At 39.3% G+C, this 16,898-nt stretch carries 16 protein-coding genes; all 16 read left to right on the top strand.

The window, feature by feature from the left end; translation table 11 throughout:
* Position 1: 1 nt before the first annotated feature.
* The 16 genes from RCG19_RS17655 to sigG all read left to right on the top strand — a co-directional run bounded on the left by RCG19_RS17655 (position 2) and on the right by sigG (position 16,863).
* Positions 2–451 carry a hypothetical protein gene (locus tag RCG19_RS17655; protein ID WP_308108186.1) on the top strand — a complete coding sequence of 150 codons (450 nt, stop codon included), beginning with the start codon at positions 2–4 and terminating at the stop codon, positions 449–451.
* 1 nt (position 452) lies between these two features.
* Entirely contained in the window at positions 453–1,430 is a 978-nt protein-coding gene (mraY, locus tag RCG19_RS17660) for a phospho-N-acetylmuramoyl-pentapeptide-transferase (RefSeq protein ID WP_308108187.1), read from the top strand.
* Entirely contained in the window at positions 1,431–2,783 is a 1,353-nt protein-coding gene (gene murD, locus RCG19_RS17665; protein ID WP_308108188.1) for a UDP-N-acetylmuramoyl-L-alanine--D-glutamate ligase, read from the top strand. It abuts the gene before it with no gap.
* Between the two features lie 163 nt (positions 2,784–2,946).
* On the top strand, positions 2,947–4,011 hold the full coding sequence (gene spoVE / locus RCG19_RS17670) for a stage V sporulation protein E (RefSeq protein ID WP_374049621.1): 1,065 nt from the start codon (positions 2,947–2,949) through the stop codon (positions 4,009–4,011).
* Between the two features lie 144 nt (positions 4,012–4,155).
* Entirely contained in the window at positions 4,156–5,250 is a 1,095-nt protein-coding gene (gene murG, locus RCG19_RS17675) for an undecaprenyldiphospho-muramoylpentapeptide beta-N-acetylglucosaminyltransferase (RefSeq protein ID WP_308108190.1), read from the top strand.
* A gap of 71 nt (positions 5,251–5,321) precedes the next feature.
* Positions 5,322–6,230 (top strand): UDP-N-acetylmuramate dehydrogenase, encoded by a 909-nt coding sequence (murB, locus tag RCG19_RS17680; protein WP_308108191.1) that lies wholly within the window; start codon positions 5,322–5,324, stop codon positions 6,228–6,230.
* Between the two features lie 243 nt (positions 6,231–6,473).
* Positions 6,474–7,265, top strand: coding sequence for a cell division protein FtsQ/DivIB (locus tag RCG19_RS17685; protein ID WP_308108192.1), 792 nt, complete (start codon positions 6,474–6,476; stop codon positions 7,263–7,265).
* Positions 7,240–7,950 (top strand): DUF881 domain-containing protein, encoded by a 711-nt coding sequence (locus RCG19_RS17690; protein ID WP_242637726.1) that lies wholly within the window; start codon positions 7,240–7,242, stop codon positions 7,948–7,950. Before RCG19_RS17685 ends, RCG19_RS17690 begins: the two co-directional genes overlap by 26 nt.
* A gap of 222 nt (positions 7,951–8,172) precedes the next feature.
* Entirely contained in the window at positions 8,173–8,904 is a 732-nt protein-coding gene (locus RCG19_RS17695; protein ID WP_166237882.1) for a DUF881 domain-containing protein, read from the top strand.
* Complete coding sequence (locus RCG19_RS17700) at positions 8,904–9,266, top strand: small basic family protein (RefSeq protein ID WP_166237884.1); 363 nt, start codon at positions 8,904–8,906, stop codon at positions 9,264–9,266. The genes RCG19_RS17695 and RCG19_RS17700 overlap by 1 nt, the downstream gene beginning before the upstream one ends.
* Positions 9,267–9,388: 122 nt before the next feature.
* Positions 9,389–10,684 (top strand): cell division protein FtsA, encoded by a 1,296-nt coding sequence (gene ftsA / locus RCG19_RS17705; protein WP_308108193.1) that lies wholly within the window; start codon positions 9,389–9,391, stop codon positions 10,682–10,684.
* A gap of 36 nt (positions 10,685–10,720) precedes the next feature.
* A complete protein-coding gene (ftsZ, locus tag RCG19_RS17710; RefSeq protein ID WP_166237888.1) occupies positions 10,721–11,869 on the top strand; it encodes a cell division protein FtsZ in 1,149 nt (382 codons plus the stop codon).
* 698 nt (positions 11,870–12,567) lie between these two features.
* Positions 12,568–14,004, top strand: coding sequence for a group II intron reverse transcriptase/maturase (gene ltrA / locus RCG19_RS17715; protein ID WP_308108194.1), 1,437 nt, complete (start codon positions 12,568–12,570; stop codon positions 14,002–14,004).
* A 228-nt stretch (positions 14,005–14,232) separates the two neighbouring features.
* The gene (spoIIGA, locus tag RCG19_RS17720; protein ID WP_308108195.1) at positions 14,233–15,159 is read left to right on the top strand and encodes a sigma-E processing peptidase SpoIIGA; all 927 of its coding nucleotides are present in this window, start codon (positions 14,233–14,235) and stop codon (positions 15,157–15,159) included.
* Between the two features lie 44 nt (positions 15,160–15,203).
* Complete coding sequence (sigE, locus tag RCG19_RS17725; protein WP_308108196.1) at positions 15,204–15,923, top strand: RNA polymerase sporulation sigma factor SigE; 720 nt, start codon at positions 15,204–15,206, stop codon at positions 15,921–15,923.
* A 160-nt stretch (positions 15,924–16,083) separates the two neighbouring features.
* Positions 16,084–16,863, top strand: coding sequence for an RNA polymerase sporulation sigma factor SigG (gene sigG / locus RCG19_RS17730; RefSeq protein WP_166237892.1), 780 nt, complete (start codon positions 16,084–16,086; stop codon positions 16,861–16,863).
* The last annotated feature ends 35 nt before the right edge of the window (positions 16,864–16,898 follow it).

Here is a 16,898-nt window from a genome sequence, read left to right on the forward strand (position 1 = left end):
TATGTATTTAGCTTTGAGTGACGTGGCAGGATTGTTTCCTGATAAACAAGGAATCCAGGATGAAATGGTGTTTCATACGATTACGGATCATGCAAATACCAATCAGCCGAAAGGTTTATTTGTAGCCATAAATAAGGAATCTGAGGATCTTTTAGAAGCGATTGCCAATGGAGCAATCGCCGCTATCTGGGATCAAGAAGAAAAACTTCCAGGATACACACCAACATATTTCCCTGTTTTTTTTACAACGGATATGGCTTGGGCGGTAAATGAGATCCTAACACATTATTATGAAAAATTAGACGGAGAATCGATTAAGCACATGGAGATTACGAACTTTATATTTTCAAATAAAAAACTTCTTAATAAAAACAAACAATCATATGATATAGCTGGGATACTAGAAAAGTTGACAAATAAACGATCGAATGATGCCGGAAGGAGGGGATAAAATGAAGGAGCAAGTTATTTTTTTCACAATTATCATGGGGTTCCTCATTTCAGTTTTACTTTCTCCCCTTTTTATTCCCTTCTTAAGAAGGTTGAAATTTGGACAAAGCATTCGGGAAGAAGGACCAAAATCACATCAAAAAAAATCAGGTACGCCAACAATGGGCGGTGTCATGATTTTATTCTCGATCATCATTACCACTTTGGTCATGATTGGGAAATACTCGGATCAAATTCCGGTTACAGCATTATTACTTATATTTGTGACATTTGGGTTCGGTTTACTCGGGTTTTTAGATGATTTTATCAAAGTGGTTTTGAAACGAAATCTAGGCCTAACTTCAAGGCAAAAGCTTTTAGGCCAAATTATTATTTCCGTTATCTTTTATTTAATCTATAAACATACAGGACTATCCACAGAAATTAATCTTCCATTTTGGGATTACTCGATTGATTTAGGCTGGGCATATGTATTTTTTATCATCTTCTGGCTTGTGGGATTCTCAAACGCAGTGAACCTTACGGACGGACTGGATGGTTTGGTATCAGGCACAGCGGCGATTGCTTTTGGAGCATTTGCTGTACTGGCGTGGAACCAAAATAATTTTGAAATTGCTGTTTTCTCGGTTGCTGTAGTTGGTGCAGTCTTAGGGTTTTTGGTTTTTAATGCCCATCCGGCAAAAGTATTTATGGGTGATACAGGATCGCTTGCACTCGGCGGTGCCATTGCAGGAATTGCCATTTTAACAAAACTTGAGATCCTGCTCATTATTATCGGCGGCGTTTTTGTCATCGAAACATTGTCCGTGATTCTTCAGGTTGCTTCTTTCAAGACCACAGGGAAACGAATTTTTCGAATGAGTCCCTTACACCATCATTATGAATTGGTGGGCTGGTCGGAGTGGCGGGTAGTCGTTACATTTTGGAGTGTTGGTTTATTATTTGCGATACTAGGTATCTATATCGAGGTGTGGTTGTAAGTGAGACAGATTGAATCGTATCAACATAAAAAAATTCTAGTGCTTGGATTGGCCAAAAGCGGTGTAACAGCCGCTACTTTGCTACATAAGCTTGGAGCATTTGTAACAGTCAACGATAAAAAGCCATTATCGGAAAATCCCGAAGCACAAGGGTTATTAGAGCAAGGGATTAAGGTGATTTGTGGTGAACATCCAATTGGACTGCTTGATGAGGGATTCGAACTGATTGTAAAAAATCCGGGAATTCCCTATCATAATCCATTGATTGAAGGGGCTATTGAAAAGGGAATCCCTGTCATTACGGAAGTAGAGCTTGCGTATGAAATTTCCGAAGCGCCATTTATTGCTATTACTGGAACGAATGGAAAGACTACTACAACAACACTACTTTTTGAAATGTTGAAAACAGGAAAGAAGCAGCCATTAATTGCCGGGAATATTGGGACAGTGGCTTCTGGTGTGGCTGAAGAGGCTACAAAGGATAATACCATTGTCATCGAATTATCCTCATTCCAGTTAATGGGAATCGAATCTTTTAATCCGAAAATTGCGATCATAACAAACCTTTATGATGCACATTTGGATTATCACGGAACACGGCAGGAATACATTCGTGCTAAAGCGAATATTACGAAAAACCAGACAGAGCTGGAATATTTAATCATAAACGCCGACCAAGAAGAAACAATGGAAATCGCACGGCAATCTAAAGCCAATATCATCCCGTTTTCCACAAAGAAAGAATTAACGGAAGGTGCTTTTCTGCGAGATGGCTGGATTATGTTTAATTGTGAAAAAGTAATGAATATCGATGAAATAGCCTTACCAGGGGTACATAATCTAGAAAATATCTTATCTTCCATGGCTGCAGCTAAACTTTCGGGGGTCGAAAATAACGCAATCCAAGAGGTGCTCAGAACCTTTACTGGTGTCAGGCACCGTTTGCAATATGTTGCTAATGTTAATGGGCGAAGGGTCTATAATGATTCAAAGGCGACGAATAGTTTAGCGACGATCAAGGCGCTGGCTGCGTTTGAAGCACCCGTGATCCTGCTTGCAGGAGGGCTTGATCGCGGTAATGAATTTGATGAATTGCTTCCCTATTTGAAACATGTGAAGGTGTTAGTCACTTTTGGTCAAACTGCCCCTAAGATTGAGCGGATCGGTCGAGAGGCGGGAATAAAAATAATCAACCGTGTCGATAATGTGGAAAAGGCAGTGCCTGAAGCATATCGATACTCCGAATCGGGGGACGTCATATTATTGTCTCCTGCCTGCGCCAGTTGGGATCAATATAAAAGTTTTGAAGTCAGGGGAGACATTTTTATCGAAGCGGTGCATAAGCTTAAATAAGGGCTTGTACAAAGGAAAGCGAAAGCGCCTGTAAAGCAGCGGGCGTATGGCCTGGAACTAGATCCTGATCTAGGTTCAGCAAAGTATACTTGCTAAGCCCTAAAACTCGTGGTTGAGGTGTATAGCGGTGCCGACAAAGAGAACAACTCCTGATTTTATTTTAATGATTGTCACTTTTACGCTGCTGGCAATAGGGCTCATTATGGTTTACAGCGCGAGTGCAATATGGGCTGAATTTAAATTTGATGATTCCTTTTTCTTTGCTAAAAGGCAAACCTTATTCGCCGGTGTCGGGGTTGCTGCCATGTTTTTTATTATGAACATTAACTATTGGACATGGAGAACTTGGGCCAAAACCATATTAATTGTTTGCTTTGTTTTGTTAGTGCTAGTCTTGATACCTGGTATTGGGAATGTTCGCAATGGCTCAAGAAGCTGGATAGGAGTAGGCGCGTTTTCGATTCAGCCTTCAGAATTTATGAAACTGGCGATGATTGCTTTTCTGGCAAAATACCTTTCAGAGCGGCAAAAGCTAATTACTTCTTTTAAAAAAGGACTTGTCCCTTCGTTGGGCCTTGCTTTTATTGCTTTTGCTATGATCATGCTCCAGCCTGATTTGGGTACAGGAACGGTTATGATGGGAACCTGCGTGGTGATGATATTTATTGCCGGTGCACGCGTCAGACATTTTGCTCTTCTGGGACTATTGGGTGTGGCGGGGTTTGTTGGCTTAATTGCTTCCGCTCCATATCGAATAAAGAGGATCACTTCGTTTTTGGATCCTTGGTCAGATCCATTAGGCAGTGGGTTTCAAATAATTCAATCCCTTTATGCAATCGGCCCCGGAGGTTTATTCGGTCTTGGTCTTGGTGAAAGCAGGCAGAAGTTCTTTTACTTACCAGAACCGCAAACAAACTTTATCTTTGCCATTCTTTCCGAAGAATTAGGGTTTATTGGCGGCTCTTTTATCCTGCTCTTGTTCGCACTATTGTTATGGCGTGGAATCCGCATTGCACTTGGGGCTCCAGATTTATATGGTAGCTTTCTTGCTGTGGGAATTATCGCCATGGTGGCCATCCAAGTGATGATTAATATCGGTGTTGTTACCGGACTAATGCCGGTAACTGGTATAACACTGCCATTTTTAAGCTATGGGGGCTCCTCATTAACCTTGATGTTGATGGCTATCGGTGTTCTCCTAAATATTAGCCGTTATTCAAGATATTAAAAATGATACCCTGTTCGGTGGCAGGGTTCTTTTTATTTTTAATCAAAATAGTTCATTACATTTAGGTAACATTCTTTTTTCATTCGCGTTTTTTCTTATGTTTTTATAGTAGAATGTGTTTAGCAACTTTTTAGAGGTGAGAAAATGAAAATAGTAGTTAGCGGTGGCGGGACTGGTGGACATATTTATCCTGCACTCGCACTGATCAGAGAAATTCAAAAAGAGAACAAAGATGCTGAGTTTCTATACATAGGTACAGTAAATGGATTGGAGAGTAAAATCGTTCCTAGGGAAAATATTGCATTTAAATCAATCCATATTACCGGATTTAAAAGAAAGCTTTCCATCGAAAATGTCAAAACGGTTTTTCGTTTTCTAAAAGGTGTGAAGGACAGCAAAAGAATACTAAAAGAATTTAAGCCTGACATTGTTATTGGAACGGGAGGATATGTGTGCGGGCCTGTTGTGTATGCTGCACATAAGCTGCGGATTCCAACAATTATTCATGAGCAAAATAGTGTACCGGGTCTGACCAACAAGTTCTTAAGCCGGTATGTAAATAAAATTGCTATTTGTTTCGAGGAAGCAAAAGCATATTTCCCTAGTGATAAAATTGCTTTCACGGGGAATCCGCGGGCTTCCGAGGTCATTGGCAAGGATGGAATAAAAGGCCGTCTATCAGCAGGTCTTAGCACAACTAAACCTGCTGTCCTCATCTTCGGTGGCAGCCGTGGTGCACGGCCAATCAACGAGTCGGTCGTGAAAGCCTTCGCTGAATTGGCTGAAAAACCCTATCAGATTCTCTATATTACAGGTGACGTCCATTATGAAGATGTCAAGAAGGAAGTAGAATTAGTTGGCAGTCCAAACAATGTAGTGATAAAGCCGTTTATTCACAATATGCCGGAAGTTCTTGCTGGAATTGATTTGGTTGTATCAAGAGCGGGAGCAACTACTCTTGCCGAAATTACTTCACTTGGTATTCCAAGCATCCTTGTCCCAAGTCCGTATGTGACAAATAATCATCAAGAAAAAAATGCCCGGTCATTAAGTGATCATGGTGCCGCAGAATTGCTTTTAGAAAAGGATCTAAATAATAAAAGTCTTGTGAATCACATTGATCGAATTCTCCTGAATAAGGATAATTTACAAGACATGAAACTAAAAGCTAAAAAAATGGGTGTCCCGGATTCAGCTAGCAGACTTTACGCTGTAATGAAACAACTTATTAAAAAGTAAAGCAAAGGTAGCCCAAAATATTTTTGTGCATAAACTGAAATAAACGCATCTTGAAAGTAAGGGTGGTAAACATGAACGCAATTTTAACAGAATTGCAAAATTTAAATATTGGGAAAGTGAAACAAAATGAGCCCCTTCTTAATCACACAACAATAAAAATTGGCGGCCCAGCTGATCTTTTTATTGAGCCTTCATCAGTGGAAAATTTAAAACAGGTAATGACCGTGATAAAAAAACACCGTCTTAATTGGCGTGCGATTGGCAGGGGTTCCAACCTATTAGTATCTGACAAAGGGATTGAGGGAGCAGTGATTAAACTCGGTTCTGGTTTAGGACATCTTGAGGTAAATGGTACCGAGATTACAGTCGGAGGCGGTCACTCACTTGTCAGCTTATCCACCATAATCAGTAAAAAAGGGCTGACGGGACTTGAATTTGCCAGTGGGATCCCAGGGTCTGTCGGCGGAGCAGTTTATATGAATGCCGGTGCGCATGGCTCAGATATTAGCAAAGTATTAACGAGGGCACATATATTATTTGACGATGGAACGATGGAGTGGCTTTCGAATGAAGAAATGGAGTTCTCCTACAGAACGTCCGTTCTGCAGAAGAAACGACCGGGTATTGTTGTGGAAGCCGTTTTTCAGCTTGCGCTTGGGGAGCGCGCTGTAATAGTTGAAAAAATGCAGCACAATAAAGATTATCGAAAAGATACACAGCCGTGGAATTTTCCTTGTGCAGGCAGTATTTTCAGAAATCCACTGCCAAATTATGCAGGAAAACTAATAGAAGTTGCCGGCTTAAAAGGATTCAGTATTGGCGGGGCAAAAATTTCTGAAATGCATGGCAATTTCATTGTTAATGCCGGAAATGCGACCGCGGGCGATGTACTTGCATTAATCCAGCATGTCAAGGATACCATTTATAGTCTTTATGAGGTGAAAATGGAAACAGAAGTGGAAATAATCGGAAGAAGATAGCCGAGGGCGTCAAATTAACGCTCCAAAATTTTAGCTTACTTTTCTTGTAAGAAATCCCTTACGAATGACAAATATTGTGTTATAATTACTGATAAACATTATACGAGGAAAAACTAATGGGAACGAATAACGGCATGATTTTTCGTGCCGTTGTTTCTCTTTTTTTGAGTAACCTTTAACTTGTTTTAGTGGACAAGCTTTTAGTAAATTAGGGCAACTGCTTTTTATTTGGAGGAAAAATAAATGGAAAAGGGTAAAATTGTTGCTCTAGAGGATCGAATACCAAAATTAAAGGAGCAAAGGCGGCGAAAGGCAAACAGGAGGCTCGTACTTTTGCTTATTTTATTTTTTACCATGATTGTCGTTGTTGCCTATACTCAATCACCATTGAGTCATGTGAAAAATATTACAGTTAAAGGAAATGAAGTATATTCAGATCGTGAATTAATGAAAATAAGCGGTATTACAAATAATACAAATATTTGGAAAGTAAGTAAAACGGATGTCACTTTAAAGCTTGAACAGTTATCCGAAATTAATAAGGCAAAAATCAACATTCATTGGCCAAACACCATCCTAATTCAGGTTAAAGAACATAAAAGGGTTGCATATCTTAAGCAAGATACAACTTTTTATCCTGTTATGGAAAATGGAAAAATTTTAAAAGATAGAAAAACGGAAATAATCCCAGTTAATTCTCCGATTCTTTTCGAATTCACCGAAGGTAAAGTCCTTAACCAAATGGTAAAAGAGTTAGAAATTCTTCCAAGTGAAATTTTAAACTCCATTTCTGAAATTCATTATTCTCCGAAAAAAACTGATCAGTATCATATTTCCTTATTTATGAATGACGGCTTTGAAGTAAGTGCTACACTTAGAACTTTTTCGGAAAAGATGGTCCATTATCCTTCAATCATTAGCCAATTAGACCCTAGCAAAAAGGGGATCATTGACTTGGAAGTAGGTTCATATTTTAAGGCTTTTGAACCGGAAGTGGAGGAAACAGAAGTTGAAAAAGATAAAGGTGAAGGGTAAGCATTTTATCATGTCCCTTGTCTTCCTTGTTTTGGGATTTATGTTGGCCTTTTCCTATCATCTAACCCAAAAAGAAAATCAAACAAAAAAATGGGACATGTCGGATAATCAATATGAAAAGACCCTGACATTAAGGGATCAATTAATCGCCCAAGAGGAAACGAATCAAAAGCTTCAAAGGGAGTTAAATCAAAAGCAAGAAGAGGTTCTTAAAAATGAAAAGGATCTTTCCAAAGAAGCACAAGTTTTCCTAAACCTAGCTGAAGATGCTGAGAAGTACCGGATGTATCTAGGAAAGGTGAAGGTAAAAGGAAAAGGAGTAAAGATTACTCTTTCTGATGGGGCATATGACCCAAAGGAGAGTAATATAAACAATTATTTAGTTCATGAACATCATGTTTTTAAGGTGGTGAATGAGCTTTATATCTCCGGTGCTGTGGCAATTGCTATAAATGGACAAAGGTTAACGAGTCATTCCTATATTGTTTGTAATGGTCCCGTTATTACGGTTGATGGTGTTCCATATCCTGCACCGTTCGTTATTTCTGCAATAGGTGAACCAGATGTTCTCTCGTCCGCATTGAACTTGACCGGAGGAGTAAAGGATCAATTAGTCAATGATAATCTTGTTTTTACCCTGGAAAAGATAAATGAAATTGTCCTAAATCCTATTATAAGCAGTTAATCAGTGTCCACAATATTTTAATAATTAGAGGTTTTAATTTCGACTTAGAGAATTGTCTAGCTCCAGCACCCTAGCGGCTAGTGTCCTTCGCCCTCCGCCCTACGATAAGTCAACATCGAATCGCTGACGCTCTTCGTGTTTCCTTTATCTCAGTTGGAGCGCTCCAGGCCATACGACGCTGACCAGGGCGCTTGCGCTTTTCTATAAGGTTAGGTGAAAAAAGTGGACAAACCGAAAATGAATATAAGCTTTACTTTAATCGCAACAGTAGTGGGATTCATGATTGCCATTCAATTCCAAACGATAAAAAAACCTGTTGAGCGGGATACACGTGATATTTGGCAGCTCCGCGAGGCATTATTAAAAGAAAAAGAACTTCAATCTGGTTTGCTAAACGAAATTCGTTCGAATGAAGTGAAACTATCAGCCTATGAGTCTAAACGGAATCAAAGTAAGGGACAAGTGTTAAAGGAAACAATAGAGGAATTGAAAACAGAAGCAGGACTCACTGAGGTTTCAGGGCCTGGTATTACTTTACAAATTGAACCTGTTATTGAAAGTGTTCAATTGGGAGCTCCGGTGACAAGAGTCGTTTCTCCTGAGCTGTTAAAAAGATTATTAAATGAAGTAAATATGTATGATGCGAAATATGTCGCAATAGACGGGCAAAGGATCATTAATAGCACCGTGATTAGGGATATTAATGGTGAAACCAAAATTGATGGACATACAATCAGAAGTTTACCTGTAGAAATAAAAGTTGGTGTAAATGAAATGAATACGGCTGAAAAAATATCTAACCGGATGAAGGTCTCAAAAGCAAGGGATGAATTTTTCACTGAAAACTTAAGACTGAATGTTTCTGCGCCAAATCCATCTATTACTATTCCTGCCTATGACCATTCCATTCGTATAAAGTATATGGAGCCGGTCAAAGAAGGGAGCAATTCCTAATGTGGCTTCCGTTTATGGGACTCGTTCTTGGGATTATTCTTGGGTTATTAACGGAAATTCGCATTCCTGAAGAATATTCCAATTATTTGTCGATTGCTGTCCTTGCGGCATTCGACACGCTTTTCGGTGGAATCAGGGCATACTTACAAAATATTTATGATGAAAAGGTGTTTGTTTCGGGATTCTTTTTTAATATAATACTTGCTGCAAGTTTAGCTTTTCTCGGTGTTCATCTTGGTGTAGACTTGTATTTAGCAGCAGTTTTTGCATTTGGTGTCAGGTTGTTTCAAAATATTGCCGTCATAAGACGAATATTATTGACGAAATGGTCAACAAATAAAGAAAAAATCGAAAAAAATTGATATTTTTTAAAGGGAAATATGTTGTTGTGACGAATATTTTTATAAGATATTACTATGGGAAATTTTATTGAACAAAATAAATTGTTGTTCAACTCAGGGAGATTAAAAGGAGGTGCCAAAGAATGAACAGCAATGAAATATATGTTAGTCTTGACATCGGTACATCCAGTGTAAAAGTAATCATTGGTGAAATGGTCAATGACTCGGGGAAAGACTCATTAAATATTATCGGTGTTGGCAATGTGAAATCTGAAGGCCTACGAAAAGGATCGATTGTCGACATGGACGACACCGTTCATTCTATAAAGCGGGCAATTGAGCAGGCAGAAAGAATGATTGGGATGGAGATCCGGGAAGTGGTGGTTGGTATTTCAGGGAACAATATCCAACTTCAGCACTGTCACGGTATTGTTGCAGTTTCTAGCCAAAACCGAGAAATTACCAATGAGGATGTCATTCGTGTCATTGAAGCAGCACATGTGGGTTCCATTCCACCGGAAAGAGAAAATATCGGAGTCATTCGAAAACAATTTATTTTAGACGGTAAGGATGAGATTAATGATCCGCGTGGAATGATCGGTGTCCGTTTAGAAATGGATGGGACACTTATTACCGGATCGAAATCCATTATTATTAACACATTACGCTGTGTAGAACGTGCGGGACTTGAAATTTTAGACATTATTCTGCAACCATTAGCAGCAGGGGATTTCGCCTTATCTAGGGATGAAAAAAATCTCGGTGTTGCCCTTATTGACATTGGCGGGGGCTCTACGACAATAGCTGTGTTTGAAGAAGGATTTTTAAAGGCAACAGGTGTCATTCCTGTTGGCGGAGATCTTCTTACGAATGACCTTTCCAAAGTCTTGCACACTTCCACAGAGGATGCTGAAATAGTCAAGGTTAAATATGGACATGCCTTCTATGACAATGCCTCAGAAGATGAATTCTTCAGTGTTCCAATCATTGGGAGTGACCAGCATCAGCAATTTAATCAGCTCTATGTATCTGAAATTATAGAGGCAAGAATGGAAGAAATCTTTGAATTAATTGCACATGAATTAAAACGTCTAGGTGTTAATGAATTACCAGGTGGTTTTGTCCTAACAGGTGGTACAGCAAAAATGCAGGGTGTCTTGGAACTTGCCCAGGATATGTTTCAAAATCCAGTTCGAATCGCCTCACCAGACTATATTGGTGTAAGAGAACCTCAATACACAACAGCGGTTGGCTTGATAAAATATGCTTACAAGAATACTAGATTACCAGGTGGAACAAATGGTAGTACGTCAGCTGTTACTGAGCCAATCGAAAAAAGGATACCAAAACAACATCAACCTAAAGCAAAAGTAGAAAAACATCCGGAAGATAAGATGTCATCAAAAGTAAAAAAATTCCTTGGTTACTTTTTCGAATAAGTGAAAAGGTAAATCGACGAATTAGGAGGATTTGTCATGTTAGAATTTGATACAAATTTAGATTCTCTTGCAACAATTAAAGTAATTGGGGTTGGCGGAGGCGGTAATAACGCAGTAAATCGAATGATTGAACATGGTGTTCAAGGTGTTGAGTTTATCGCTGTAAACACAGATGCACAAGCCTTAAATCTTTCAAAAGCGGAAGTGAAAATGCAGATTGGTGCGAAGCTGACTCGTGGACTGGGAGCAGGGGCTAATCCGGAGGTAGGTAAAAAAGCTGCCGAAGAAAGTAAGGAACAGATTGAAGAAGCACTTCGTGGTGCTGATATGGTGTTTGTAACGGCAGGAATGGGCGGAGGTACAGGTACTGGGGCAGCACCAGTAATTGCACAAATTGCGCGAGATTTAGGTGCTTTGACTGTTGGTGTTGTTACCCGTCCATTTACATTTGAAGGTAAAAAGCGGTCAAACCAAGCTTCTGGTGGAATTGGTTCAATGAAAGAAGCCGTCGATACACTTATTGTCATTCCAAATGATCGTCTCCTTGAAATTGTCGATAAAAGCACGCCAATGCTTGAGGCGTTCCGTGAGGCAGATAATGTCCTTCGCCAAGGGGTTCAGGGTATTTCTGATTTAATTGCTACCCCTGGGTTAATTAACCTAGATTTCGCGGATGTAAAAACCATTATGTCTAATAAAGGTTCGGCATTAATGGGAATCGGTGTTGCAGCAGGTGAAAACCGTGCTACTGAGGCTGCCAAAAAAGCTATTAATTCACCTTTGTTAGAAACATCTATTGATGGGGCACAGGGTGTATTAATGAATATTACCGGTGGAGCAAACTTAAGTCTTTATGAGGTGCAAGAAGCTGCTGATATCGTTGCAACTGCAACTGATCAAGAAGTTAATATGATATTCGGTTCGGTTATTAATGAAACATTAAAAGATGAGATCATCGTAACCGTCATTGCAACTGGCTTTAATGAAGAGGTTTCTCAGCCAAAAGTAACCCGTCCGTCTTTCGGGCAGGTAAAACCGACTGGTGGAGCTGGCAACACTGGTACCGTTAAGAGAGAACATAAACGTGAAGAAGCACCGCAGGAACCAGTACGAAACACGAATGCATCCCAAGAGGATGCTCTCGACATTCCAACCTTCTTGAGAAATCGTAATCGCAGACGTTAAAAGTAAATACTAATAAACATGCATGGCCCAAAAAGGGTCATGCATTTTTTGTGCGACAGGCAGTCGTACCTTGTGCAGTAGAACTGCACTGAATGAGTTGTTAAAGGTTGGAGTACGTTATTGCGATAAACACGGCTCCCGAATCCTAGAAGACTCGTTTTCCCGAAGGTGAAAATCCTTCCACTAGAGTGCTGATACAACTAGTGAAGACTAATCTAGGGCATCACCGTGAGGTGATGTCTGAAGGAGATGCGGACAATCGAGAGACCCGCAGTCGGATAAGCAGACCCAAATGCAATAAGTGTGAAGCACGGCGGCAGGGTAAGTTGGCGACTATGCGAATATAATGGGAAGCCCACTATAACATTAGTGGTCTCTATACCAATGAATCAGCCGGATAGAGGCAATTTATCAAGTGATGGTGCTGGGTATGTTTAGAAGGAAGGTGCGATGACCCCGTGAGGTCTCCATTCCAACCCAAAGGGACATCTACCTATAAGGGTAATCCGAAATGCTAGATGTGAATGGAGAAGTCAGACGTTCTCATAGTACGGAAGTAGTGTATGGACTAAACCATGCATGAACGGAAGGGGAACGACCTTGTGGCTCCACATCTGTAAAGATGTGTAATGTTAACAGAAAACGATACCTCGGTATAAACGAACTGAATGTACACAATGAAGGGTGCGGAATATGTAATGAATCATACGTTAAAATTCAAATGGCATAGTATTTATGGACAAATACTTTTCGACAGAAGGCTAAAAGCTGCTTGGGAAAAGGTAGAAGCCAACAACGGGTCAGGTGGTATTGATGGCGAAACAATTGACAGCTATAGATATCACTTAGATGAAAATCTGGACTCGCTTCTACAGAGACTGAGAAATAAAGAGTATAAGCCGTCACCAGTAAGAAGACATTATATTCCTAAGAAAAATGGCAAAAAGCGACCCTTAGGCATTCCGAATATTGAAGATAGAATTGTCCAACAGGCAATAGTAAATGTACTTCAGCCGAAATTCGAAAGGGATATCTTTCACAAATGGTCATGTGGATACAGACCAAATGTTGGTGCAGAACGTGTCCTGCAAATAATCATGGCGAATATCGAACAAGGATATAATTACATCTTCGATGCAGATATTAAAGGCTTTTTCGATAATATCCCACATAAGAAGCTGATGAGAGTATTAAATAAATACATCGCAGATGGTACAGTGTTAGATATGATTTGGTTGTGGCTAAAAGCTGGTTATATGGAAGAAGGTAAATTTCACTCAACAGATACCGGCACTCCGCAAGGAGGGGTTATTTCTCCGTTACTAGCGAACGTATATTTAAATGAACTTGATTGGATCTGGGCTGAAAACAATATTCGTTTTGTAAGATTCGCCGATGACTTTTTGTTATTCGCAAAAACCAAAGAAGACATAAAGAGAGCGGCAGATATTACGAAAAGGAAATTAGCCGAACTTGGGTTGGAACTTGCAACGGAGAAAACAAAATTTGTAAACTTCGATGATGATGACTTTGACTTTATGGGATTCACTTTCGAACACTGGAGAAAACGCAAGAAGGATGGTAAGCCATACTATATAGCTAAACCGAAAGAATCAACTTGGAATGATTTTCGCCAGAAAATCAAAGTCAAGACGAAGAAAACACTCACTCTGAGTAAGGAAAAGTGGATTGAGTATGTTAACCCAGTGATTCGAGGAAAAGTAAACTATTTTCTCAATATTTATAAAGCAATTAAGGCAAATGAAGAACACGGATTTAACAGTTCATGCTTCTTTAAAGCATTTGGGAAAGAACTACTTGCGATAGATGGCTATATTCGACAAAGGTTAAGAGTAGCCATGATTCACAAACACCCTAGCCAAAGAAAAGGTCATGCGATGAAAACAAAATGGAATAATGAGTTCTTTGCTATTATTGGACTTATCCCTTCATACTGGTATTACTACCACAAGATATATGGCTTTTCTCTAGAAAGTTACATTCTTCGAATGAAAGAAAAGCAAAAGAAAGAACAGGAAAGACGAATCCTAAAGGCAAAAGAAAAGGGTCAAGAGTATTATACTCCTGACCGTGTCCGCAAAATGAAATATGCTCAAAGATTGGCAACGTATTGACCATTTGTAACACATTGGTAAGCCGTATGCCTTAATAGGGCACGTACGGTTTGATAAGGGGGAAGCCTCGAAAGAGGTTTCCCTACTTTATTATGTGACAACATCCGATGTTAATAGTGGAAACTTCTGTTTTTTTGATTACAGAAAGTGACACACTTCAGCCCTATAACTACGTTATACTTTTTCGTAAACAGATTAATAGTGCAGTCAATTAAAGGAGGAAGCTGTTTGATTGTCTATTTAGATGTAATCTGGGCTCTAAATTTTTTATTTGATAGCCTTCTACTTTATTTAACAGCTATTTTTCTAAAAAGAAAGGTACGGGTTTGGCGATTGCTTGTAGGGGGCTTTATTGGCTCACTGATCATTTTATTATCGTTTACACCATTAAATGTTTATTCGGGCCATCCTATTTCAAAATTAATTTGTTCCGTTCTAATGGTATTAATAGTTTTTGGGTATAAACGGCTGTCTTTTTTCCTGAAGGCACTGATGACACTCTATGTTTCTACCTTTTTAATTGGCGGGGGATTAATGGGGGTCCATTTTTTTATTCAGTATGATGAAGAGTTGACGGTAAATGTTCTAAAAGGATTTGGTGACCCGGTTAGTTGGCTTTTTGTCTTAGTTGGCTTTCCTGTTGCATGGCACTTCGGCAGAAAAAATATTGAAACGATGGAGATGACAAAAATTCAATACGAACAAATTGTCACTGTGAGATTGAAGCTGGGAAGTGAAAGCTTGTTATTTAAGGGTTTAGTGGATAGCGGTAATCAGCTATATGATCCTTTATCCAAAATGCCAGTGATGTTTGTCTCTATCAAAAATCAATTGGATGCTGTACCGAAACCAATCGGGGATATCGCATTGGATCCTGAATCATTTATTATGGGAAACCTGCTTTTACCCGATGAATGGCAAAATAGACTGAGAATCGTCCCCTGCCGAGTGGTTGGAAAGGAACATCAGCTTATACTGGCTATAAAACCTGATTGTATTTTAATCGAACATAACGATGATCAATTTGTATGTGAAAAGGGGCTTGTATCCTTCACACTGCAGCAGCTTTCATCCGATGATGCTTTTGAATGTATTGTCCATCCGAAAATGCTGACGGGACCAAAGCTGCAAGGTGAGTCTGTGAAAGTAAGTTAATAATACTATACTCAGTAAAACATATTTTAGAAGGAGGAACATGCATGAAAAAATGGAGATTTCGCTTATCTTACTATTGGTATAAGTTGTTAATTAAGCTGGGCATCAAAACGGATGAAGTTTATTATATTGGCGGAAGCGAAGCCCTGCCGCCTCCTTTAAGTAAGGACGAGGAAGAAATGTTATTAAAAAAGCTGCCTGTCGGTGATAAGGCAGCTCGATCAATCTTAATTGAACGAAATCTTAGGCTTGTCGTTTACATTGCCAGAAAGTTTGAAAATACAGGTATTAATATAGAGGATCTCATCAGCATCGGAACCATTGGCTTAATTAAGGCTGTGAATACCTTTAACCCGGAGAAGAAAATAAAACTTGCTACATACGCTTCAAGATGTATTGAAAATGAAATTCTTATGTACTTACGGCGTAATAATAAAATTAGATCAGAGGTTTCCTTTGATGAACCATTAAACATTGATTGGGATGGAAATGAACTGTTGTTATCAGATGTACTTGGAACCGATGATGATATTATCACAAAGGACCTGGAAGCTAATGTGGATAGGAAGCTATTGTCCAAAGCATTACACCAGCTGACCGACCGTGAAAAGCAAATTATGGAGCTCAGATTTGGTCTGACGAATGGTGAAGAAAAGACCCAAAAAGATGTGGCTGACATGCTTGGTATTTCCCAATCATATATTTCAAGATTAGAAAAAAGAATCATTAAAAGATTACGAAAAGAATTTAACAAAATGGTGTAGAAAAGAAATTTTTTTCCAGCAGTAAAACCATTGTTATTCATGATTAAATCGCATTTTTCGACAAATACCCACCCTTCCTTCAGTGGAGACAGGTGCATATTTTTCCTTCTCAAGGAGATACTGTTTTTTGTACAGCAGCTCCTGTGAGGAGGGAAAAGGATTGACTCGAAATAAAGTCGAAATTTGCGGTGTAGACACATCAAAACTTCCTGTTTTAAAAAACGAAGAAATGAGAATACTCTTCAAGCAAATGCAAGAGGGCGATATAACTGCCAGGGAAAAGCTTGTCAACGGAAATTTACGTCTCGTATTAAGTGTGATTCAGCGGTTTAACAACCGAGGCGAGTTTGTTGATGACCTATTTCAGGTTGGTTGTATTGGACTAATGAAATCGATTGATAACTTCGATTTAGGTCAAAACGTAAAGTTTTCTACTTATGCCGTACCAATGATTATTGGAGAAATTCGAAGGTACTTACGTGATAATAACCCGATTCGCGTTTCACGTTCTTTGAGGGATATCGCCTATAAGGCACTTCAAGTCAGGGAACGATTAATGAGCGAAACCTCACGTGAACCAACTGCTGAAGAAATTGCCAAGGTCTTGGAAGTCCCCCATGAAGAAATCGTATTTGCACTTGATGCCATACAGGATCCGGTGTCACTGTTTGAACCGATTTATAATGATGGCGGCGACCCTATTTACGTCATGGACCAATTAAGCGACGAGAAAAATAAAGATATTCATTGGATTGAAGAAATTGCCTTAAAAGAAGGCATGCGGAGATTAAATGAACGTGAAAAGTTAATTTTACGGAAGCGGTTTTTTCAAGGAAAAACACAAATGGAAGTGGCAGATGAAATTGGAATCTCCCAAGCCCAGGTATCCCGCCTTGAAAAAGCTGCCATTAAACAAATGAATAAAAATATACAAAGTTAAAGCTGTCCATGCCGGGCAGCTTTATTTTTCTGTAT

Origin of the sequence: Neobacillus sp. OS1-2, assembly GCF_030915505.1 — a bacterium.
Lineage (GTDB): Bacteria > Bacillota > Bacilli > Bacillales > Cytobacillaceae > Neobacillus.

Excerpts from the sequence above, each read along its gene's own strand:
- RCG19_RS17685 (WP_308108192.1), top strand. The coding sequence starts at position 6,474 with ATGGAAAAGGGTAAAATTGTTGCTCTAGAGGATCGAATACCAAAATTA.
- murG (WP_308108190.1), top strand. The coding sequence starts at position 4,156 with ATGAAAATAGTAGTTAGCGGTGGCGGGACTGGTGGACATATTTATCCT.
- spoVE (WP_374049621.1), top strand. The coding sequence starts at position 2,947 with ATGATTGTCACTTTTACGCTGCTGGCAATAGGGCTCATTATGGTTTAC.
- murB (WP_308108191.1), top strand. The coding sequence starts at position 5,322 with ATGAACGCAATTTTAACAGAATTGCAAAATTTAAATATTGGGAAAGTG.
- sigE (WP_308108196.1), top strand. The coding sequence starts at position 15,204 with ATGAAAAAATGGAGATTTCGCTTATCTTACTATTGGTATAAGTTGTTA.
- RCG19_RS17700 (WP_166237884.1), top strand. The coding sequence starts at position 8,904 with ATGTGGCTTCCGTTTATGGGACTCGTTCTTGGGATTATTCTTGGGTTA.
- ftsZ (WP_166237888.1), top strand. The coding sequence starts at position 10,721 with ATGTTAGAATTTGATACAAATTTAGATTCTCTTGCAACAATTAAAGTA.
- ftsA (WP_308108193.1), top strand. The coding sequence starts at position 9,389 with ATGAACAGCAATGAAATATATGTTAGTCTTGACATCGGTACATCCAGT.
- mraY (WP_308108187.1), top strand. The coding sequence starts at position 453 with ATGAAGGAGCAAGTTATTTTTTTCACAATTATCATGGGGTTCCTCATT.
- ltrA (WP_308108194.1), top strand. The coding sequence starts at position 12,568 with ATGAATCATACGTTAAAATTCAAATGGCATAGTATTTATGGACAAATA.
- RCG19_RS17655 (WP_308108186.1), top strand. The coding sequence starts at position 2 with ATGTATTTAGCTTTGAGTGACGTGGCAGGATTGTTTCCTGATAAACAA.